This window comes from Desulfoplanes sp. PS50 (genome assembly GCF_053851535.1).
The window spans coordinates 25906-46945 of the sequence record NZ_JBSPZA010000029.1; the positions used below are offsets into that span (position 1 = coordinate 25906).

A 21040-nucleotide genomic window follows, 5' to 3' on the forward strand; every position below is an offset into this window, starting at 1 on the left:
CTAAAACCAATTATTTCAAAAACGTTTCGTTAATCCGCTTGATGACATTTTCCACGGTGAAGCCGTAGGTTTCCTTGAGTATATTTGCCGGGGCCGAGGCGCCGAAGTGGTTCATGCCGATGACGTGACCGTCCAGGCCGACGTATTTGTACCAGATGTCCGGGCTGCCGGCTTCGACGGCCAATCGTTTGCGCACGTTGTTGGGCAGAACCTTTTCCTTGTAGGCAGCGTCCTGTTCGTCAAAGAGCTCCATGCAGGGCATGGAGACAACGCGGATTTTGGCCTCGGGAAGTGCCCGGGCAGCGCCAAGGGCCAGATGAACCTCCGATCCGCTGGCAACCAGGATGATTTCGGGTTGGCCATCTTGTGGATCTTCCAGAATATATCCGCCTTTGACAACGTCTTCCTTGATCTGGGGATGGGTGGTCGGGTCCATGACCGGAAGGCCCTGCCGGGTGAAGACGAGGACGCTGGGCCGGGTTTCCTGTTTCATGGCGATGTCGAAACAGGCTGCGCTCTCGAAGGCATCACCGGGGCGCAGGGTCAGCAGATTGGGGATAAGCCGCAGGGAGCTTATATGTTCAACAGGCTGATGGGTCGGACCGTCCTCGCCCACAAAAAAAGAATCATGGGTGAATACGTGGATGACGGGCAGTTTCTGCAGGGCGGACATGCGCAGGGCGTTACGTTCATAATCGGAAAAGACCAGAAAGGTCGCTCCAAAGGGGATGATCCCGCCGTGCAGGGCGATACCATTTAAGATGACGCCCATGGGAAATTCCCGGACACCAAAGCTGAAATTGCGTCCCAACGGGTTGTCCTTCCCAAAGATGCCCGTTGTCTCTCTGAAATGTACGGTTTGATTGGACGGATCCAGATCCGCTGAGCCACCCATAAGATTGGGGAACTGATCGATAAGTCCGTTCAAACAGGCACCAAAGGCCTTGCGGGTGGCCAGATCGGTTCCAGGTTCGAAATCAGGCCAGGTGATCTCCCGCTGGGCGGCGGGTTTGTGGATATTTTCCCACAAAGAGGCAAAGGATGCATCCTGGGACTGTTTGTGTGCCAATGCCTCGGACCACTGGTCAGAAAGATCTGACAAGAAGGCAAACCGCTGCCTGTAGTGGGTGAGCACCTCGTCAGGCAGAAAAAAAGACCGGTCTTCGGGAAGACCGAGCTGTTTCTTGGTCGCTGCGATCTCTTCGGGGGACATGGGCGAACCATGGGTTGTTTCGCTTCCTTCCAGAGTGGCGCTTCCCTTGGCCATTGTTGTATGACCAATGATCAGGGTCGGCTGATCCGTTGCCGCTCTGGCCTCCTTGAGGGCCGAGCGGATGGCCTCGTGATCATGACCATCGATCTCGATGACCTGCCAGCACATGCTCTCGAAAAGCTTCCGTGTATCCGAACAATCGGCCCGATCGGTCGGACCGGCCAGCTGGATCTTGTTACTGTCATAATAGGCAATGAGCCTGCCGAGTCCCCACTGGCCGAAAAGGGCGGCACTTCCAAGGGACAGGGGTTCCTGCAGGTCCCCGTCGGAAACAAGCACATAGGTGAAGTGGTTGGTTATGTCCTGGCCGAGTTTGTGTCGCAGAAAGGTCTCGGCAGCGGCCATGCCGCCGGCCATGGCAAATCCCTGACCAAGAGGGCCGGTGGTCGCCTCGACCCCGGGGGTCTGATCGTGTTCGGGATGGCCTGGGGTTTTACTCTCGAATTGACGGAATGCCTTGAGATCCTCGATGGACAGATAGCCGTTCATGGTCAGCAGGCTGTAAAGAAGCATGGATTCGTGGCCAGCGGACAGAACGAACCGGTCCCTGTTCCACCAATGGGGATTTTCAGGATCGAAATTTAAAAATTCCTTGAAGAGGATATATGCAAAGTCAGCCGAGGACATGGCGCCGCCCGGATGCCCGGAGTTGGCTTTTCTGGTTGCATCCATGATCAATCCCTTGATCACGTTCACGCTGTACATATCCATTTGCTGCCCGGTCTGTGGGGTCGTACTCATGAGAATGGTCCTTGCCTTGATATTGGTTCAAGCGATTAAATGGTTGGTTCCATGAGGTCGATCCTGCGTTGATGCCGACCTCCCTCGAAGCTGTTGTCCAAAAATGCGTCCACAATGGCCTTGGCCAGGTCGATGCCGGTGATCCGGCCTCCCATGCAGAGGACATTGGCATCGTTGTGTCTGCGGGTCATGCGGGCCAGGTATTCATTGGTACACAGGGCCGCACGGATTCCGGCCATCTTGTTGGCGGCCATGGACATGCCCACACCTGATCCGCAGATCAGGATGCCGAGTGTCTTCTGGCCCACGACCTCTTTGCAGAGGGCCTGCGCATAAACGGGATAGTCGCAGCTGTCCAGAGAGTGGGTTCCCACATCCTGGACAGCATATCCCTTGTTTTCGAGGTAGGCAGCGATTTCCTGTTTCAGGGGAAAACCGGCATGGTCGGAACCTATGATGACGGGGGAGGTACTCATGATCTCCTCAAAGAATGGTTTAAAGGATAGACGGTTACAGCATATATGCTACGACGCGAAAGAATCAGCTTTCACTGCGACGTTTGACGTACTCACTGCGGGATTTTTGCAAATCCTGCTCCATATGATCGATTTCTTCCTTGAGAAAAGAAATCTGCTTCAAGGGAATTTCGGCCTCGGTATCTTCGGGATGAAGCGATTTTTCCTCTTCCACAAAGTATGCATAGACCTTGCCCAGAGAAAGGTATTCTTCGTTCAGCCGCTTGCGCAATTGTTTGATCTCCCAGCGTCTGAACATTTTGATAAACAGCCACTTGAATTCACTGAAGATGACCTTCCAGCCGTTAAGCAGATTGTTCCACAAGGCCTTGAAAAAAGATTGTTCCTGAAAATTTTTGGAGTCGGCATCCATAGAGAACCTCGTTTGAGTTGCTGGTTGCTAAAACAGCGTCACCTACCGGGATGGTTTGTCCGGAAGTCATAAGGTGGTTGCGTTTGTTTCATTGGTTCGGACAGGGGAGAAGGTATCGATATTGATAGTTTCGGTACCATCGGGAAGTTCGATGGCAAGGTCGGTCGTAAAATGGCCCGGCCCGGTGGATTTGACCCGAATGATAGCACGGGTCGTATCATCCATGATCATGGAAATTTTGTGACTATACAAAGATGCATCCTGGTAGTCAAAAACGACCTTCCACCCCTTGCTTCCAATCAGTTCGAGAACGCGTCCCAACTGATCGACATGGATCGATTCTATACGGGTGGGCTGGGCAAAGAAAATCCTGCTTCCCGTATCCTGAAGTTGTTCTCGAACAGGCTGGTCCGGGAGGATGGTCACGAGTTTTCCCTGCAGGACCAGGGAGAGTTCGCGCAGGGAAAACGGGCAGGGAAACCCCAGACTCTGCACCCCGAATCTGGCATCCGAGGCCGTGTACATTTTTTTCTCCCCGGGAAAATAGGCCTGCCAGATATCGGTTTCTTCCCGCCACATGGAGATGGTTCGGCCTATCCCCGCCTCGAGATCCATGCGAATGGGATAGTCGAGACGTCCGAACAGACGCATGATCATCCGGTGTTTGTGTTCCTTGGAGGAGTAGTTGATGCTGGTTTTGATGGAGAAATTATCAAGCGGCTTGAGGGTTTTTTGCTGACGTTTGAAAACCGTCCAATAGGACGCGATCTCGGGTGCCCCTGGTTGCAATCTGGGCGCGCAGGCAGTCAGAGATACAAGAAAAAGAAACAGAAAAAGAAGTCCCCAGCCGGGAATATAGGGAGGAAAAAAAGAAGACCGCACCTGTTTTCGCAGGGGAACGGTCAGGAAACGAAACCATGTGCTGTCAGTCATTGGAGGGGTGCGGCTCGTGAAGTTTTTCCGCCTGGGATCTACCTTTTCGGGCCTGGTCTTCTTTACCCAGGGCGTCAGCTATGATGGCATAGTGTTCCCAGATGGTCGGATCGTTGTCGGCCAGTTTGACAGCCTGGCTAATAGCCTCCCAGGCCTTGTTCAGTTGGCCCTGTTTGAAAAGAACCCAGGCCAGGGAATCCATGTAATATCCGTTGTCGGGATCTTGTTTGAGAGCGTTGTTCACCAGCACAAGCGCCCGGTCGAGATTCTGTTCCAATTCAGCCAGGGAATATCCGAGATAGTTGAGGGCTTCGGGATAATCTGGATTGATGACAATGATTTTCTCCATGTATTCCATTGCCTTGGATTTGTCGCCCTGATCGTCCCAGAGTACGCCAAGACTGAAGAGAATATCGATATTTTCGGGCCAGGAAACATGCCCCGTATCCAGAAGTTCAGCGGCTTTTTGCCATGACCCTTTTTCCTTGAGCAGGGAGGCCTTGATGAGCAGGAATCTGGGTTGGTCGGGAAATTTTTTCATGCCTTGATCTGCAAGTTCCAACGCCTTCTCGATATTTCCCTGTCCGTAGAAAAGATCGGTCCTGAAAAGAAGTCCCCGCTCGAAATAGGGATCGCTTTCCGGGATACGGGATAGATAGGCGGCTGCTTTTTGTGGTGAGTCCTGGCCTTCATAGGCGAGCAGTGCCAGAGTGAACCATCCCTTGGAAGGGAAGTTGTCATTTTCCGCCAGGGGTTCGAGAATTCCTGCTGCGTAGGAGTGAAATTGTTGATTCAGGAACAGGTTGGCCGCATCGATCTGAAACTCCATGTCATCGGGACGCTGCTTGGTCAGCCCAAAGGCCTTGTCCGGCGCATTGAGTTTTAGATGGAGCCTGATCATGGTCAAAAGAAGGTGGGTGTTCGGTTCTCCCTGGGTTGCCAGATCCTCATAGATCTTTAATGCCTCGACATATTGTTTGTCCCGCTCGTAGAGATATCCCAGTTCCGCTTTGGCCCGAAAAAAATGGGGATCCTTGGCAAGGGCTGTAGTCAATGCCTGAATGGCACGCTCCTGCAGGCCGATGTTGGCGGCTGACTTGCCGATCAGATACCATGTGTTTTCGTCTCGCGACGCTTCCGGGATAGCCTGCAGTTTGTCCAGGGCCCGGGCGAATTCATTTTGTTTGATAAGCAGTGCCCCCACTTCCCGGACCATGTCCCAGTTGTCAGGATGAAGGCGCAGGTAATCTTCCAGGGTGAGGCCTGCGTCGTCCCACCGCTGAACCGCTTCATAGGTCTTGGCCAGAGAGACATAAAGTCCGGGGGCATCGGGAAAGCGCTTGATCCCGGTCTTGAGCGTCTCACGTGCCTCGCCGAATTCCTTGGATTGCCAAAGAAGTTCAGCTTTTTCGAGATAGAGATAGGGTGTGGCAAGAATGTCCAGGGCCTGGCTCAGGGCCTGGATCGCCTCCTCAACGTTTCCCTTTTGTTTGAGCTCCTGAAATTTGAGATAGGAAAAAGTGGCCTGGGCTTTTGGGGAAAGATCCCATGAAACGGGCTCTCGGGGGGGGGCGTGATGACTGCTGCAACTGGGCAGCGAGCATGCAAGAAGGGCTATTGCCAAAAAGATAGGTATGCGAAGTATCGTCATTGTCGGATCGCTATAGGGAGTGATCAGGATGGGAGGGATGCGGCCTGGGTTTTTCCGGGACGATCTGGTCACAAAGATGCTGATGCAGGTGTTCTCGGATGGCAAGACCCGCATGGACGAATTGGGGACCATAGCGCTGACCGATTCCGGTTTTGAAGGTCAAGGCACTGGAAAGATTACTTGTAATGTCACCGGGAAGATGAAGCCACATGTCTTGGATCGTCCAGTGTTTTTTTTCTGGATTGGTGTCAAAGAAAAATGATCGCAGATGGTCCAGGCTCCATCGGAATTTATCCGCATCATGAAGGGCGTTACGTACCCACTGATATACCGGTGGCAACGTATTACAATCTTCAAAACGATTTTCATGATGCTCTATGGCAAAGACAACAGCCTCTTTTTCAACATCCAGAAGCGGATACCCGGACAAAATCTGCCGTGCCGTAGCCGCTCCCTGCCTGGCGTGATCAGGTGTTGGGGCATACATATCATGCATGAGCCCTGCGAGCTGGGCCAATAGAGACCATTGTTTGATCTGTTTTGGATCCCATCCCCGTCCTTCAACAAGAATCAGGGTTCCCGCATCGATGGCCACTTTTTTCCCATGCTCTATCCCATGATCCTGATTCTGTTCAAGATAGGGGAGCACATCCTTTTTGCAGCGTCCTACAAGAGAATTGGTAAAGAAAAAGGTCTTGCTGATGTCATGGTATTTTTTAAAATCCAGGTAAAAGCCCATCCGGCAGTCCGAGGCCTGGTTGGTGGCTTCGGAACTGAGTTCGTCCAGGGTACTATCGGTCACTGATCCATTCCTCGGAAAAATCCGTGATTTCCTGCGAAAGATGCTCCTTGAGTTTCTTGAGCAATCTGGCCTCGATTTGGCGGACCCGTTCTCGGGTAATCCCGTACTTTTCACCGATTTCACGAAGGGTCAATGGTTTTTCAGCCAGAAGTCTATCGTAGAGAATGTCCCTTTCCTTGTCGTTGAGATCCGGAATGATTCCCTTGATCTTGTCTCGGAGAAGATCGCTTATCTCTCCATCGGCCATGTCTGTTTCAATACTCGTGGACTCAGCCGGAATGAAATCCATGGGCGTGAAGCTCGAGTCGTCCCCGCCCACGCTCATGTCCAGTGAGAGATCCTTCTGGCCGAGGCGTTGGCCCATTTCCACGACCTCGTCTTCTGAGACCTGAAGGTTTTTGGATATCTGGCTGGTGTCGGGGGTATATCCCAGCGCCTCGAGACGATTGCGCTCCTTTCCCAGATTGTAGAAGAGCTTGCGCTGGGCCTGGGTGGTTCCGATCTTGACCATTCGCCAATTGTCCATGATGAATTTCAGGATATAGGCCTTGATCCAGAAGGCAGCGTAATAGGAAAATTTGATCCCCTTTTCAGGATCGAATTTCTGTACCGCCTTCATGAGCCCGACATTGCCCTCCTGGATGAGATCGAGCACGTTTTTCATCCATCGCCTCTGGAAATCCAGGGCGATTTTGACCACAAGACGCAAATTGGCCGAAGTCAGCCGAAACGCGGCTTCCTGGTCATTTTCATCCCGGATTTTTCGAGCCAGATCGAATTCTTCTCCCGGCTCCAAGGGGGGGAACTTCTTGATCTCCTGAAAATACAGTCTCAGAGGGTCAATGGTCGCCAGACTGTTGCTTGGAGCGGGAATCAGGGTAAAAGTGTCGTCCTCACCGTTTTTGGTTTGCTGATTTTTTGTGTCTAAAGAGGGATCGGTAGGTGTTTTTTCAGTCATTATATCGTGATGTTTTTGGGAGCAAAGCAAAGGGGGGATGCGCTGTGCATCATAAAAAATCAAAAAATCAACATATATTTTTTATTTGTCCTTTTCAATCTTTTTCAGTAAGCGGTTTAGACGCAAATGAAGGTGGCAAGCCGGTTGAAAGAAAAAGACCGGCTTTTTTCATTCCCAGAGGATCCCCATGGGTGTCCTTTGGGGTGCCTTAGAGGCAGATCGTTTGTGTTTCTGCTCGTGATTGGTACTGTCTGCTCGGGGCGATACGAGAGGATATCATCGTTTTCGACATGGTTTGGGAGATCCCTGATCCAGCCTGAGAGGGACCTGCTTGCAAGGTATGTTCGTGACCCCGGTAAACGGGTTGGTCGTTTGGAATTCTTTCAAGGAGCATGACTTGAGATCGTTGAGAACATTTCTTAGTTCCGGCAAGACCATCATTTTCGATGGGGGCATGGGCACGCTGCTTCAGGCCAGGGGACTTGGGCCGGGTGAATCTCCCGAGCATTTTTGTCTGCGATGTCCGGAAACCGTTGAACAGATTCATCGGGAATATTTTCAGGCCGGGGCCCATGTGGTGACCACGAACACCTTTGGTGGAACCCGGTTCAAGCTGGGAGCTGAGATCGACTGCCAGGAAATGAACCGCATCGGGGCCTCCCTTGCACGCAAGGCCGTGGGCGACAAGGGGTTTGTGGCCGGAAGTGTCGGTCCGACGGGCAGGATGATCGAGCCCCTTGGGGATGTGACCTTCCGGGAGCTGGTCCAGGCCTTTGAAGAGCAGATTCGCGGGCTGGTTCAGGGCGGTGTCGATCTCATCCTCGGTGAGACCCATTTTGACCTGGCCGAGGCCCGGGCGGTTGTGGTCGCAGCCCGCAACGTCTGCGATCTTCCCGTGGGCATTTCCATGACCTTTGAAAACGGGATCAGTCTGACCGGAACGAGCCCCGGGGTCTTTCGGGACAGCGTCGAAAACATGGGCGTTGATATCGTGGCCACCAATTGCAGTGCCGGTCCCGAAGGATTGCTCGTTGTCGCTCGGGAGATGCTCGAGGGGACACAGACCCCGCTTTTGGTGGAACCCAATGCCGGACTTCCGGAGCTGGTGGATGGAGAAACCGTTTTTCGTCTCGCCCCCGAGGATTTTGCCGATCAGACCCGGGAATTTGTCCGCGCAGGGGTTCAATGCGTGGGAGGGTGCTGCGGAACAACTCCCGATCACATCCGGGCCCTTGTGGCCGCTACCGCGTCACTGGTTCCTGAAATTTCACAGCCATCCAGCCGCCCCTGTGTGGTTCTGACCTCCCGGTCCTCCGCCCTGCCCCTGGGATTTGAATACCCTTTTCAGATCATTGGCGAACGCATCAATCCCACCGGTAAAAAAGAGCTTATCGCCCAATTGCAGGACGGAAATATTTCCCGAGCCCTGGAATTGGCACGCGAGCAGGTTCAAATGGGTGTTGGAGCTCTCGATGTGAACGTGGGTGCGCCCATGGTCGACGAGAAGGAGCTTTTACCGTTGCTGGTACGCGAACTCTCTTCCCAGGTGCAGACCCCGCTGTGTATCGACTCCAGTGATGAAGGGGCCGTCATCGAGGCGCTCAACGTCTATCCCGGTTCGCCCCTGATCAATTCCATCAGCGGTGAGCCCGGCAAGATGGAGCGGCTTGGTCCTTTGTGCCGGGATTACGGTGCGCCGTTCATTCTTCTTCCCCTCAAGGCGGGGAAGCTGCCGGTGCAGGCTGCCGAGCGGATCGCCATTATCGATGAACTTCTCGATCAGGCCGACTCATTGTCCATACCCAGGCGGCTTGTCCTGGTGGATGCCCTGGCTCTCACGGTCTCATCCAAGCCCATGGCCGCCAAAGCCTGTCTCGAGGTCATCCGTTACTGCCGTGAGTCTCTGGGACTGACCACGGTCATGGGACTTTCAAATATTTCCTTTGGACTCCCCGCCCGAGAGCTTCTCAATACCCATTTCATGACCATGTGCATGGCCATGGGCATGGGGGCATGCATTGCCAATCCCAATTCCCGGCGTATCCAGGAGACCCTGGCCGCCAGCGAGGTTCTTCTGGGGCGTGATCCACAGGCGGCTTCGTTTATTCGGAAGTTTTCCGACTGGAAGCCCGGGGCAGAGGTGGTGGCGTCTTCCCGGGATATGCAGACCGATTCAGACAGCGAGGGAAAGAGTCCCATCGAAGGGGCCGTGATCACAGGGGACAAGGAGCGCATTGAAAAGATGGTCCTGCAGGCTGTTGAGGAGGGTGCCGATCCCTTTGAGGTTGTCAACAAGGAACTCATTCCCGGTATCACCGTGGTCGGGGAAAAATACGAGCGCAGGGAATTTTTTCTCCCCCAATTGCTGCGATCCGCCGAGACCATGCAAAAGGGATTTGATGTCTTGCGGCCCTACCTGGAAAAGGACGGTGCCAAGGCCAAGACCCGGGTCGTCATGGCCACGGTGGAAGGGGATATCCATGATATCGGCAAGAACATCGTCTGCCTGATGCTTGGTAATCACGGGTTCGAGGTCATCGATCTGGGCAAGGATGTGCCTGCCGCCACCATCGTCAAGGCCGTTGAGGAGAGCGGAGCCAGGCTGGTTGGGCTCTCGGCACTCATGACCACAACCATGACCCGGATGCAGGATACCGTCGATCTGCTCAAAGAAAGACACCTTGACTGCAAGGTCATGATCGGCGGGGCGGTTGTCACCGAGGCCTTTGCCAAACGGATAGGTGCACACGGCTATTCCGAGGATGCGGTCTCCGCAGTCAGGCTGGCGCAGCAGCTCTGCATGCAGGAAACAAAAGCGTGAACTCTCAGAGAGGGGACAAGAAGAATATGACCACACAAACAAAGGTTCTTATGACCGCGGTGGTGTTTGTAACGCTTGTGATGACGGCAGTCTTTTCGGCCCCGGCCTGGGCTTCGGAAGTGAAGACCCTGTCCAGACAGGATCTGGACTCCATGATCAAGGCCAATGCGGGAGCGATTACGATTGTTTCCTATTGGGCGACCTGGTGTTCGGCGTGTCGTCAGGAAATTCCGGCGCTTAATGATGTGCATGCGACCTATCCTCGTGAGGAAGTCAGAGTCATTGGAGTCTCTTTTGATAAAGATACCAGACAGCTCGATACATTCTTGAAATTGGCCGGCATCGAGTATGAGATCTACCGCGTACCTGAAAAACATCGCTACGGTTTCAAGGAGATCGTGGCCCTGCCCACGCTTGTGTTCTACAAAAAAAACGGCAAAAAGGGCTGGACCAACAAGGGGTTGATGCTTTCAGAGCAGATACGCAGAACCATAGATGTTTTTGCAGAACAGAACTAGGTGGATCCAGCCTATGGGAACCGATGTGGAGACAACAGGGATGGCAGAAATCATTTTGCGCAAGGCCATGGTCAAAGATGTCAAGCAGATTCATGAACTGCTGATGAAGGAGGTGGGTACGGGCGAGGGAATTGTCCTGCCGCGATCCTTCAACGACCTCTACAACCGACTCCGTGATTTTTATGTTCTCGAGGACGATGTCAATCGCGCTATCGTGGGCTGCTGCGCTTTGGCCATAACCTGGAATGATATTGCCGAGATCAGATCCCTGGTGGTCTCCCCGTCGTTGCGCAAAAAAGGATGGGGACGTCGGCTGGTTGAGGCCTGCGTGAGCGAGGCGCTGACCTTTGGACTGTTCAGGGTCTTTACGCTGACGGCCAAACCGGAATTTTTCAAGAAGCTTGGTTTTTGTCTGGTCGATCACGCAACCCTGCCCCAGAAGGTCTGGGCGGATTGCCTCAACTGCCCCAAGTATCCGGATCAGTGCAACGAAGTGGCCATGCAGCTGACATTTTGATTTTGAATTTTACACTGTTGCAGTACCGTCATTTTGACCTGAACAGGTATGTTTTTGATGTAGTGATGGAGAATCGATGAAAAAAAAAGTCGTGTTTGACAAGGATGTCATTGCCAAGCGGGTCAAGGAATTGGGCAGGGAGATTTCCGGGCGTTATGGCAACGAGCCGCTGGTCTGCGTGTGCGTACTCAAGGGCGCGTTTGTCTTTTTTGCCGATCTCATGCGCAGTCTAACGATCGATCCGGAATTGGATTTCGTACGTTTGGCAAGTTATGCGGGCGGAACGTCCCGGGAAGGAAAAATGATCTTTTCCAAGGACATGGAGGTTTCCATCCAGGACAAGCATGTTCTTATTGTCGAGGATATCGTGGACACCGGCCACTCCATGCAGTATCTGACCAGAATTCTTGAGGCACGACGTCCTCGATCCATCGCCATTGCCGCCCTGGTTGACAAAAGCGAGCGCAGGGAGCTGGACGTTCGTGTCGATTTTCCCGGTTTCGCCTTGGACAAGGGATTCATTGTGGGATATGGGCTTGACTACGATGAAAAATATCGAGGTCTGGAAGGGGTTTACGAATTGGTTTTCGACGATTGACCCCTTTGAGTCCATGAATCCAAACGGTATTCCCCCGGGTGTGTCGTGTGGCATGTTGACTGACGACACTTTTTTCAATGCACCATGATGTGAGGTCGGTATGATTGTACAATGTCCTGAGTGCTCTGTTCGATATAATCTGGATGATGAACGGATCGGTCCCAAGGGAAGCAAGGTCCGGTGTACGCGATGCGGGCATGTTTTTCAGGTTTCCAAACTCAAAGAGGAATTCATCGAGGATACGGTCGACCAGGTGTTCAGCAAGGCACCTGCATTTTTCGATGACTCCACAGAGACTGCCGGCGATTCAGATGATGGTGACAAGGCGTCCAGCAAGCCTGAAGGTTCCCATAAAACCGGGCGCGGCAGGAAGATTTTTCTCTGGCTCCTTCTTGTACTTCTCATTCTCATCGGCGTGGGAATCGGTGCCTATTATTATGCCCCGCACCTTCTGGACAATACCGGAACCGGAGCCTTTACCGGAAACAAGGTCGAGAAGCAGAAACCGAGCACGGATACGGTCATTCCGGAAATCGCCCTGGAAAATGTACGCCAATACTTTGTGAAGAACGAGAAAATCGGCCAGATTTTTGTTGTCGAGGGCAAGGCCGTGAACGAATTCAAGGTTCCCAAGGAATTGATCAAGCTCAGGATCAAGCTGTTTGATGAACAGGGCGAGATCATTGGATCCAAGGAATTCTTGTGCGGCAATGTCGTTTCCTATTTTCAGCTTCAGGTGCTCAAGGAGGACGAGCTCGAGTCGGCCCTGACCGCCAAGGTAGGTATCTTGACCAACAACACCAATCTGAAGCCTCAAACCGGTGTGCCCTTCATGGTCGTTTTCACCAATCCGCCCGAGACGTTGAGCGAATTCGCCCTGGAACCCATCGAGGCCAAAGATCCACCGGAATGAGAAAAAAGGGTTGTAAGTGGCAACAAAGTGCGCAGTTCGCAGTAGGCAGTGCGCAGGGAAAGGATAGTTTCAAGGGGTAAGGGTTACGGGGTAAGGCGGTGGTGGATTTTCAGCAACTGCACGGAATTGTTTTCCTTAACCCTTGAAGCTTTTTCATTCCGAAGGGCAGAAACTGTTTCGTTGGTCCCGGCCTTTTCCCGTCTCCCGTCTCCCTGCCTCTTGTTTGTGTCTTTAACCCTTTCTTTTTCCATGTGTGACAATCAAACAGAAGGGCGGTCCTGCAGGTCGCCCTTTTGTCGTATCAACGAGTAGAGTATGTCCATGAAAACCAAGGAAATCTATCGTTGCTCCCAATGCGGTACCACCACTCCCCGATGGATGGGACAATGTCCGGGATGCAAAGAGTGGAACACGCTCGAATCAGAGGTTGTGTCCAAGGACAGGCCGGTTCGTTCGCTGAAGGATAGTGCCGGACTGGTCAGCCTGAATGATCCACCGCCCGAGACACGATTGGAGCATATTCCCACCCATATCGACGGGTTGGACGGGTTGCTCGGCAAGGGACTTGTTCCCGGGGCTGTTCTGCTTCTCGGTGGCGAACCGGGTATCGGCAAGTCCACGCTGCTGCTTCAATTGGCCTCCAGCGCGGCTGGGTCGGGACGACAAAGTATCTATGTTTCAGGTGAGGAATCCCTGGGACAGCTTCGGGGAAGGGCGGTTCGGATCGGACTTGAGCTCAAAAATGTCATGGCCATGGCCACCAATCAGATCGAGGATGTGCTCGAGACCATGGACGGCAAAAATCGTCCCAGGTTGATCATTCTCGACTCTGTTCAGACCATGGCCTCCGGGGCCGTTGACGGGATTCCGGGCAGCGTCAGTCAGGTTCGGGCCGTGGCCATGCAGATTATTGAAAAGGCCAAGGAAACCGGGGTCTGCGTGGTTATTGTCGGTCACGTGACCAAGGATGGTCAGATCGCCGGACCCAAGCTCCTGGAACACATGGTCGATACGGTTTTGTCCCTGGAGGGTGACAAACATCATCTTTTCCGCATGCTCCGTGTGCTCAAGAACCGGTTCGGACCGACCAACGAACTTTTGCTTTTCGAGATGCAGTCTTCGGGCATGCGGGTGGTTCTCGATCCTTCGACTTTTTTCTTACAGGCCCGGGATGCGGGGCTGAGCGGCACCGCCGTGGTCATGGGGCTTGACGGACAGCGTCCCTTTGCCGTGGAGGTGCAGGCCCTGGCCAGTCGGACCTATCTGACATTTCCCAGGCGCACGGCATTGGGGCTGGATGCCAATCGGCTGAACCTCATTCTCGCGGTGATGGAAAAGCGGCTCAAGATCAATCTCGGGCAGCTCGATATCTACGCCAAGATCGGCGGGGGGCTCAAACTGAGCGATCCCGGGGTCGATCTGGGGCTGGTGGCGGCTATTCTCTCCTCGGTGTATGACCGACCGCTGCCCGAACGGTCGGTTTTCTGGGGCGAGGTGGATTTAAACGGTCAGATCCGGCCCGTTGTCGGACAGGATGTCCGCCTCAAACAGGCTTGCAGCTTGGGGTATGATCCGGTGTTCTGCCCCCGGACCGGCAAGCAGAAAAAAACCGGCAGTTCTTCGATCATGGGATTTCACGAACAGCTTTTTGGGTAAAGGCGGTTTGAGGTGTTAGGTGATGAGGTTTTAGGAAGGGACGGGAAACGGGAGACAGGAGGCATGGAGACGGGAAACGGGAAACGGGAGACGGGAGACGGGAGACAGGAGACAGGAGACGGGAAGCGGGAGGCAAGGAGACGGGAAACGGGAGGCAAGGAGACGGGAGACAGGAAAAGGCCGGGACCAACGAAACAGGTTCTGTCCTCTGTGTACGCGGAACATGCGAAAGTGGTAAGGGTTAAGGTGTGGGCACACGGTGGTCAGGTTTGAGGATTCGACATTTTTCCTTAACCCTTAAACCTTAACCCTTCAATCTTCCTCATTTTTCGCTGGCAAAAACAATCCTTTAGCTGGTTCGATCAGATAGCAGGGCAGACGGGAAAGGAACGAGGTTTTTTGTGACCAAACTTTCGGAGACCATGAAACGGGTCGGGTGGATCATGAAGCGTCACGACAACGGGTCGTGGACGGTTCATGCTTCTAACGCTCGGGATTACATGTTTCATCCGGGAAAGGGTTGGTCGGTTCCCCTGTCAGATGTCGAGGCGGCGCTTGAGGCGGATGTCGCGGCCCTTGATGCGGGAACCCTGGACCCCTCGCGCACGCTCTCCCGATCAACGGCCCTCGATCACACGAAAAACCCTTCGCAGCCCGTGGTTCGGATCTGCAGGGACGGGCTTGTGGCGGGTAAACGGGTCCTGCATCTTGGAACCGGGCTGGACCGCTTTGCCAAAAAGACCATGCTCGATGCCGGGGCCGTGGAGGTCATCGACTATGATCCCAATTTCTTTCCGGACCGGTCGGTGCTTGAAACGGCCTATGATGTGGTTGTGTGCAACTATGTCCTGAACATCCTTCCGCCGGCAGAACGGAATCTCGTGTACGCGGATATCGCACGGTGCACTGCGCCCCGGGGCCGGGCCTATCTTTGCGTCCAGGGCAAGTGGCCGGTCGAAAACAAGCACAGGATCGTGGGCCGTTTTGCGGACGGCTTTGTGGTCATGGACGGTCCAACCCCGCATTTTCGCAAGGGATATGACCCAGAAGAATTCACGGCTGAAATCCAGGCAACCATCGGTGGAAGGGCACGAGTTATGTGCATGTTCTACAGCAACACCCTGGCCGAGTGGATTCCCGGATCACGGGGTGCGGGGGATGACGCTTCATGAACAAGGTGCTTCTCCTGTACACCGATCCCTATTACCTGGTGAAGCAGGTCTATCCCTTTGGTCTGGATCTGATCGCATCGACTCTTCGCTCCCATGGCTACCAGGTCGAGCTGGACTACCCCTTTCTGCCCGGGCCGGATGTCGGGACGAATCTGTACGATATCGTTACCAGGTTCCGCCCCGACTGTATCGGGCTGGGCATTCGAAACATCGACACGACCATGGCCTGCGAAGCATACGGCAATTTTCAGGGACCGGGTTTTTCGGCCCGCTATTTTCTGCCGGAGATAAAGACTATCTGTTCCTGGCTTGGGGACAACCTGCCCGGGGTACCCGTGATTGCCGGGGGCGGAGGATTTACCATCTCACCCGAGGCCATGCTCGAGGAATTGGGACTTGATTTTGGCATCCAGGGTGAGGGTGAACGCGCATTTTTGCAGTTTCTCGAGTGCTGGCCGGACAAAGAAAGGGTGAAGTCCATTCCCGGCCTTGTCTGGCGGGATGCGGGCGGCGGGAGCACTCCCAGGATTCCCCATGTGTTCGATGCTTCGTATCCCCGGGCCCGGGAACCAAAATTCCGCTACGCCCTGGAGTACGCTGCCCTGCCCGTCCAGCTCAAGCGGGGATGCAACCAGGGGTGTTCCTTTTGCGTGGAGCCGCTGCTCGAGGGACGCAGATTCGTTCATCGGCCCATTCCCGAGGTTGTGGATGAGCTCGGCCGTCTGGCTGAGAACTATCCGGACGTGCGCAAGATCTTTTTTATTGATACGGAATTCAATATCCCGAATCTGGAGTATCCCCAGGCATTGATCGAGGCGATCCTTGCTGCCGGACTCCATGACCAGTTCCGGTTCGCTTCCCAGTTTTTGCCCCGTCCCTTTACCCGGGAATTCGCCTTGCTGCTCAAACAGGCGGCCTTTTCCCTGGTCTTCACCTGTGACAGTTTCGCGGATACGATTTTAGACCGAAACGGTATGTCCTATCGGCAGAAGGATATTCTGGAAGCCCTGGCCATATGCGAGGATCTGGAGCTGGATCATACCGTGGATCTGATCTTCGGCCTGCCCGGCGAGTCTCACGAAACTCTGGAAGAGACCCTCTCCCTCATGCGCAACCATCCTCCTTTTGCATGGCGCAGGTATGAGTACACCATCGGGGCCCGGATCTATGAAGGCACGCCGTTGCACCGCATGATCCAAGCCCGGGAAGACACCACCCACGTCTATGGACGCATGACCCCCGGTATGCTCGAGCCCTGTTTCTACTGCTCCCCCAGGCCTCCCCTGGAACTCAAGCGGGACATTGACGCGGTCCTCCCCTTTGCCCTGGAATTTAAGAACGGTTCGGACGCGGCATCAAGGCAGCGCCTTGGCGTCTGCTGGCTGGCGGACCAATGTCGGTGGGATGAAACAGCGCAATCTTTTTTCGAACTGGATCTTGCTTCCCAGGTCACTGTGTACGGGTATGTTTTCAAGAGTCTTGTGCTGGCAGATCAGATCGACATGGCCCGGTCTCTTCTTGAATATGTCTGGCAGGAGATGAACGAGCAGGGGGGCTTTGATCAGGAGATGGGCATGGTCGGGCATTATCTCGGACTGCTAAAATAACTGCCCTATACGGAAGGTGGTGCTGTTGGTTACATTCATTCCGGCCTGTGATCTGAAAAGCAGATACGACGTGCTCGGCCATTTCTATTCCATAACCTTTGCTTCGGGCCGGTCGGTGGACTGTCGCAGCGTCCTTGAAATCGTGGACAGGCGGGACACCCCGGAAGATCTGACCGGGTTTTCCAAGACATGTCCGGACGCGGTCTGCATCATGATGAATCCCGGTTCATCCAGGCCGCTTGTTCCCGTGGACACGGTAATCACTCCTGATGGCGCGCACCAACTCATCCATACTTCCCTTGTCCCCACGCGGCCGGACATCACCCAGTATCAGGTCATGCGGCTTATGCACTATCGCTTGTGGCGTCATGTCCGGGTGCTGAATCTTTCGGATCTGCGGGACCCCAAAAGCGGGAAATTCGTGGAACGTTACGCTGCCCTCGAGGCCGAGGAACAGAGCGAAATCCACTGCGTGTTTTCCGCAGAAAGAAACGACGAGCTCGCGTGTCGTCTCGGGCCAGCAGACAGGGTCCCGGTGATCTGCGCCTGGGGGGTGAGCCCCGATCTGGATCCCCTCATCCACCGCTGCATGGATCGGCTGGCCGGACGCCGGGTGCTGGGACTGCTCAAGCAGAACACCTCGGACAAATATTTTCATCCCCTGCCCACGTTGCAACGGGCCAAGGAGGCCTGGGTGTCCGACATGGTCGCCCTGTGCCGAGAGGACAGTGAACAATAGATAGGGAGATTTGTGAATCATGCATGTGTACAGCTTTCTCAACGACTATTGCGAAGGGGCTCACCCCGACCTTCTGAACATTCTGGCAGCAACCAATAAGCAGCAGGAAACAGGGTACGGTGAGGATAGCCTTTCCCAAAAGGCCCGTGAACTGATCCTTGCCGAAACAGGCGATCCTGCAGCCGAGGTCCACTTCGTGTCAGGCGGGACCCAGGCCAATCTCATTGTCCTGGCTTCCATGCTCAAGCCCTTCGAGTCGGTTATTGCACCGGATTCCGGGCATATCAATGTCCATGAGACCGGGGCCATCGAGGCATCGGGGCACAAGGTCCACGGCGTGCCCGCCCGGGAGGGCAAGATTCGGGTCGAGAGCATCCGTGCCGTGGTAAAAGAACATGGGGACGAGCACATGGTGCATCCCGCTGCCGTGTATCTCTCTAACTCCACGGAATTGGGCACGGTGTACACCCTTGCTGAACTGGAGGAGATCGCCTCCGTGTGCCGGGAGCTCGGATTGTATCTTCATCTGGACGGGGCCAGGCTGGGATGCGCCCTTGCAAGCCCCCAGTCGGACATGACCATGGCCGACATCGCCCGGCTTACGGATGTCTTTTATATAGGCGGGACGAAAAACGGTGGACTGCTCGGGGAGGCCATCGTCATTACCAACAAGGATCTTCAGCCCTATTTCAGATATCACATCAAGCAGCGCGGCGGCATGCTCGCCAAGGGGCGGATCCTGGGCTCCCAGTTTGTTGGGCTTTTTACAAACGGTCTGTTCTACAGACTTGCCGAGCACGCCAACACCATGGCCGCACGGCTGGCCCGGGGACTTGAAGACCTCGGTTTTTCGTTTGCGACGCCTCCCCAGACCAATCAGGTTTTCCCCATTTTTCCCAATGAGCTGATCCGGCAGCTGAATACGGGATATGCTTTCCATACCTGGGAAAAGGCCGGCCCCGACCAGAGCGTTGTCCGCCTTGTGACCTCCTGGGCAACCCCGGAAGAGGCCGTGGATGGATGTATCGAGGATATCCGGAATACAGGAATTCGTGGCTGAGTTTTCTGCCTGCAAAACGGACTAGGCACACGACAGGATGTGTGGTTAGTATCTTACCCGAAAAAGTCTGCCATAAAAATCAAGAAAATTCTCTAACAGCTTGAACTTAAAACCTAAAGCCTAAAACCTAAAACTGCGGCTTGGCCGCATTAGAACCTGTTTTGCTGTACGGTTTTCAACCTGTACGGAGCCTTTTCATGGAAAAGACGCCTTTGGCTCCGGCCAGGGAAGTGAATTTCCGTTCGTCCTTTGAATTGAGCAGGTGTTTTACCTGATCGAAGACCTCCCGGACGAATTCTTTTGATCCCAATATCCCGGCATCGCTGAAGTAGCGGGTCCGGTAGCAGAAGAGTTCAAACCGTTTCAGCTCGAAATTCTTTGTTCTCTCCTTTTTGACGATCTCCGGGTCCATGGGCTTTCCCTTGCCCGTATCCACGGCCCCGGTTTCATAGACGAATTGTCTATACTTGCGTATGATTTCAGACGGTTCGTGCTCGCCCCATTCCTTCATCCCGAAATCCGCAGACAGCAACCCGTCCTGGTTTCCCGTCTGGACGTGATAGCCGAGGGAGCACCATCTGTACTGCTCCGGGCGTTTAACGATGCCCGCCCTGATAGGATTCAAGTCGACATAGGCCAGCAGGTTGATCAGGGATCGTCCGTTCTGGACGATCAGAGACTTGAACCGATCCCCCCAGAAATAGCCTTTCCTGCCGTGCCGCTTATTGTAGTAGCGCGTGAATCCTTGTTTGATATCTTTGACATATCTGGCCAGGGAGGACCAGCGTTCCCTGAATTTCGCGATGGTCTGATCACTGATTTCTCGACCCTCGGGAAACCATTTTTTCAGCCGTTCACGTATCTGATCATCGGAAAAGTGATCTGCCGTATACATGCGGGTGACCAGATGAAAATGGTTGGACATGACGCAAAGTCCCAGCACATCCACGAAATAGAACCTGCTCAATTTCCGGATGAGCCCGAGCAGAAAATCCTTTTCCGCATTTTCAAGAGGAAATCCGTCCAGCGCCGTCCTGGAAATGACATGATATACGGTAGGAACGTCCGACCGGACAAACCGAGCTATTCTGGGCATCTACCACCTCCTGAGATCAAAATTCAAGGCAAACGAGAGTCGTCAACGTGTTGGTTATTATGAAAAGTACTTCAGCCAAGCTATTTTTTCAACTTTTAGCCTGTCCCTTTATGCTTTCTGGGAGGCGGCACCGGCCTGGACTTCCTGCATCAGATCAAGGGCCAGTTGCCGGGACTGGGGACAGGCCATGATCTTGTCCGTGGGCGCATCAAGCAGGGCACAGGTCCCGTTAAAGGGGATGTTCCACATGAGCTTTTTCCACCGGGCCAGGACAAGGTCCTGGGAAAGATCAATGGGGATGCCTGCCTTTTGAAAGGGAGCGGCAATGTGGTGCATGGTCTGGGTGATGCCTGCAGGCTGTTCGTCCTTGTCATATTGGGCCAGGAGTATCTTGCCGTATTCCAGATGCGTGATGTGGCCCGGTCCCAGCTTGTTGCAGCACACCAGGCACAGTCCGCCCAGGATATGTTCGGCCCGGGTCTTTTCCGCAATGAACTGTTCGCCGCCAAGACCGTTTTGCAGGAGAACAATGGCGGTATGAGGGCCCACAACCGGCTCGAGCAGGCCGGGCAACAGGTGGTTCTGGGTACTTTTCAGGGCAACCAGCACCACATCGCATACAGGCATGTCCCGGGCCTGGCCATAGGCATTGACCTTTGGAAAAAACATGTCCCCGTCCACGGAATCGACCCGCAGACCGTTTTTGCGCACATGTTCGAAATCGCTGTGGAACAGGAAATGAACATCACATCCGGCCTGGATGAGTTTGGCTCCATAAAAGCATCCAATGGCACCGGATCCAATAATACCGTATTGTATTCCCATGATTTTTTCTCCTTGAGGCGTAGTAAAGCCAAAGGCGTATACGAAGATGGCGGCTAAAGGGCAAGGGAGCAAAAATCCGGGGACCGGCAACCCCTGTCTGCTGGCCGGGGCTTTTGCAGCAGGAGAAAGGGGGTTCTCCCTTTTTCTTGGTCCTGCGGCGTGATTTGGGAGCAGGGGGCAATGCGGGCGGTGCCCCAGTCCCCCATGAAGAACCATGCAAACCAGACAGAGGAACACGCCCTGTGCGACAAGGCTGCCGGGTGGATTCAACC

The 21040-nt window shown here is 54.1% G+C and carries 19 protein-coding genes; 10 read left to right on the plus strand and 9 right to left on the minus strand.

Annotation, left to right across the window (positions count from 1 at the left end):
* Nucleotides 1–10 precede the first annotated feature (10 nt).
* The 7 genes from tkt to ACTVJH_RS12520 all read right to left on the minus strand — a co-directional run bounded on the left by tkt (nt 11) and on the right by ACTVJH_RS12520 (nt 7246).
* Nucleotides 11–2014, minus strand: coding sequence for a transketolase (tkt, locus tag ACTVJH_RS12490; RefSeq protein ID WP_455991260.1), 2004 nt, complete (start codon nt 2012–2014; stop codon nt 11–13).
* Between the two features lie 35 nt (nt 2015–2049).
* On the minus strand, nt 2050–2490 hold the full coding sequence (gene rpiB, locus ACTVJH_RS12495) for a ribose 5-phosphate isomerase B (RefSeq protein ID WP_455991262.1): 441 nt from the start codon (nt 2488–2490) through the stop codon (nt 2050–2052).
* Between the two features lie 64 nt (nt 2491–2554).
* The gene (locus tag ACTVJH_RS12500) at nt 2555–2902 is read right to left on the minus strand and encodes a hypothetical protein (protein ID WP_455991264.1); all 348 of its coding nucleotides are present in this window, start codon (nt 2900–2902) and stop codon (nt 2555–2557) included.
* A 66-nt stretch (nt 2903–2968) separates the two neighbouring features.
* Entirely contained in the window at nt 2969–3835 is an 867-nt protein-coding gene (locus tag ACTVJH_RS12505; RefSeq protein WP_455991266.1) for a hypothetical protein, read from the minus strand.
* On the minus strand, nt 3828–5486 hold the full coding sequence (locus tag ACTVJH_RS12510; RefSeq protein WP_455991268.1) for a tetratricopeptide repeat protein: 1659 nt from the start codon (nt 5484–5486) through the stop codon (nt 3828–3830). Before ACTVJH_RS12510 ends, ACTVJH_RS12505 begins: the two co-directional genes overlap by 8 nt.
* A 10-nt stretch (nt 5487–5496) precedes the next feature.
* On the minus strand, nt 5497–6288 hold the full coding sequence (locus tag ACTVJH_RS12515; protein WP_455991270.1) for a hypothetical protein: 792 nt from the start codon (nt 6286–6288) through the stop codon (nt 5497–5499).
* A complete protein-coding gene (locus ACTVJH_RS12520; protein ID WP_455991272.1) occupies nt 6278–7246 on the minus strand; it encodes a sigma-70 family RNA polymerase sigma factor in 969 nt (322 codons plus the stop codon). The genes ACTVJH_RS12515 and ACTVJH_RS12520 overlap by 11 nt, the downstream gene beginning before the upstream one ends.
* A gap of 397 nt (nt 7247–7643) precedes the next feature.
* On the opposite strand from ACTVJH_RS12520, the gene ACTVJH_RS12525 reads away from it, so the two are divergent.
* The 10 genes from ACTVJH_RS12525 (at nt 7644) to ACTVJH_RS12570 (ending at nt 18847) form a co-directional block, all read left to right on the plus strand.
* Entirely contained in the window at nt 7644–10067 is a 2424-nt protein-coding gene (locus ACTVJH_RS12525; protein ID WP_455991274.1) for a homocysteine S-methyltransferase family protein, read from the plus strand.
* A 26-nt stretch (nt 10068–10093) separates the two neighbouring features.
* Nucleotides 10094–10585 carry a TlpA family protein disulfide reductase gene (locus ACTVJH_RS12530; RefSeq protein WP_455991276.1) on the plus strand — a complete coding sequence of 164 codons (492 nt, stop codon included), beginning with the start codon at nt 10094–10096 and terminating at the stop codon, nt 10583–10585.
* Nucleotides 10586–10625: 40 nt separating this feature from the next.
* Nucleotides 10626–11102 (plus strand): N-acetyltransferase, encoded by a 477-nt coding sequence (locus ACTVJH_RS12535; RefSeq protein ID WP_455991278.1) that lies wholly within the window; start codon nt 10626–10628, stop codon nt 11100–11102.
* Nucleotides 11103–11178: 76 nt separating this feature from the next.
* Entirely contained in the window at nt 11179–11700 is a 522-nt protein-coding gene (hpt, locus tag ACTVJH_RS12540) for a hypoxanthine phosphoribosyltransferase (protein WP_455991280.1), read from the plus strand.
* Nucleotides 11701–11800: 100 nt separating this feature from the next.
* Nucleotides 11801–12613: a DUF3426 domain-containing protein gene (locus tag ACTVJH_RS12545; RefSeq protein ID WP_455991282.1), complete on the plus strand. Its 813-nt coding sequence runs from the start codon at nt 11801–11803 to the stop codon at nt 12611–12613.
* Nucleotides 12614–12934: 321 nt separating this feature from the next.
* A complete protein-coding gene (radA, locus tag ACTVJH_RS12550; protein ID WP_455991304.1) occupies nt 12935–14269 on the plus strand; it encodes a DNA repair protein RadA in 1335 nt (444 codons plus the stop codon).
* A 401-nt stretch (nt 14270–14670) separates the two neighbouring features.
* Nucleotides 14671–15441, plus strand: coding sequence for a hypothetical protein (locus ACTVJH_RS12555; RefSeq protein WP_455991284.1), 771 nt, complete (start codon nt 14671–14673; stop codon nt 15439–15441).
* Nucleotides 15438–17048: a B12-binding domain-containing radical SAM protein gene (locus ACTVJH_RS12560; RefSeq protein ID WP_455991286.1), complete on the plus strand. Its 1611-nt coding sequence runs from the start codon at nt 15438–15440 to the stop codon at nt 17046–17048. Before ACTVJH_RS12555 ends, ACTVJH_RS12560 begins: the two co-directional genes overlap by 4 nt.
* Before the next feature lie 25 nt (nt 17049–17073).
* The gene (locus ACTVJH_RS12565) at nt 17074–17787 is read left to right on the plus strand and encodes a hypothetical protein (protein WP_455991288.1); all 714 of its coding nucleotides are present in this window, start codon (nt 17074–17076) and stop codon (nt 17785–17787) included.
* Nucleotides 17788–17806: 19 nt separating this feature from the next.
* Nucleotides 17807–18847 carry a threonine aldolase family protein gene (locus ACTVJH_RS12570; protein ID WP_455991290.1) on the plus strand — a complete coding sequence of 347 codons (1041 nt, stop codon included), beginning with the start codon at nt 17807–17809 and terminating at the stop codon, nt 18845–18847.
* A gap of 175 nt (nt 18848–19022) precedes the next feature.
* Here ACTVJH_RS12570 and ACTVJH_RS12575 read toward each other — a convergent pair whose 3' ends face one another.
* Both ACTVJH_RS12575 and ACTVJH_RS12580 read right to left on the minus strand, forming a co-directional pair.
* Complete coding sequence (locus tag ACTVJH_RS12575) at nt 19023–19943, minus strand: transposase (RefSeq protein ID WP_455991292.1); 921 nt, start codon at nt 19941–19943, stop codon at nt 19023–19025.
* A 108-nt stretch (nt 19944–20051) separates the two neighbouring features.
* A complete protein-coding gene (locus ACTVJH_RS12580) occupies nt 20052–20768 on the minus strand; it encodes a 2-dehydropantoate 2-reductase (RefSeq protein ID WP_455991294.1) in 717 nt (238 codons plus the stop codon).
* Nucleotides 20769–21040: the final 272 nt, after the last annotated feature.

What these genes read in the sequence shown, in the direction of transcription:
- tkt (WP_455991260.1), bottom strand. Translation starts at nt 2,014, where the DNA reads ATGAGTACGACCCCACAGACCGGGCAGCAAATGGATATGTACAGCGTG.
- rpiB (WP_455991262.1), bottom strand. Translation starts at nt 2,490, where the DNA reads ATGAGTACCTCCCCCGTCATCATAGGTTCCGACCATGCCGGTTTTCCC.
- ACTVJH_RS12500 (WP_455991264.1), bottom strand. Translation starts at nt 2,902, where the DNA reads ATGGATGCCGACTCCAAAAATTTTCAGGAACAATCTTTTTTCAAGGCC.
- ACTVJH_RS12505 (WP_455991266.1), bottom strand. Translation starts at nt 3,835, where the DNA reads ATGACTGACAGCACATGGTTTCGTTTCCTGACCGTTCCCCTGCGAAAA.
- ACTVJH_RS12510 (WP_455991268.1), bottom strand. Translation starts at nt 5,486, where the DNA reads ATGACGATACTTCGCATACCTATCTTTTTGGCAATAGCCCTTCTTGCA.
- ACTVJH_RS12520 (WP_455991272.1), bottom strand. Translation starts at nt 7,246, where the DNA reads ATGACTGAAAAAACACCTACCGATCCCTCTTTAGACACAAAAAATCAG.
- ACTVJH_RS12530 (WP_455991276.1), top strand. Translation starts at nt 10,094, where the DNA reads ATGACCACACAAACAAAGGTTCTTATGACCGCGGTGGTGTTTGTAACG.
- ACTVJH_RS12535 (WP_455991278.1), top strand. Translation starts at nt 10,626, where the DNA reads ATGGCAGAAATCATTTTGCGCAAGGCCATGGTCAAAGATGTCAAGCAG.
- hpt (WP_455991280.1), top strand. Translation starts at nt 11,179, where the DNA reads ATGAAAAAAAAAGTCGTGTTTGACAAGGATGTCATTGCCAAGCGGGTC.
- ACTVJH_RS12545 (WP_455991282.1), top strand. Translation starts at nt 11,801, where the DNA reads ATGATTGTACAATGTCCTGAGTGCTCTGTTCGATATAATCTGGATGAT.
- radA (WP_455991304.1), top strand. Translation starts at nt 12,935, where the DNA reads ATGAAAACCAAGGAAATCTATCGTTGCTCCCAATGCGGTACCACCACT.
- ACTVJH_RS12560 (WP_455991286.1), top strand. Translation starts at nt 15,438, where the DNA reads ATGAACAAGGTGCTTCTCCTGTACACCGATCCCTATTACCTGGTGAAG.
- ACTVJH_RS12570 (WP_455991290.1), top strand. Translation starts at nt 17,807, where the DNA reads ATGCATGTGTACAGCTTTCTCAACGACTATTGCGAAGGGGCTCACCCC.
- ACTVJH_RS12575 (WP_455991292.1), bottom strand. Translation starts at nt 19,943, where the DNA reads ATGCCCAGAATAGCTCGGTTTGTCCGGTCGGACGTTCCTACCGTATAT.
- ACTVJH_RS12580 (WP_455991294.1), bottom strand. Translation starts at nt 20,768, where the DNA reads ATGGGAATACAATACGGTATTATTGGATCCGGTGCCATTGGATGCTTT.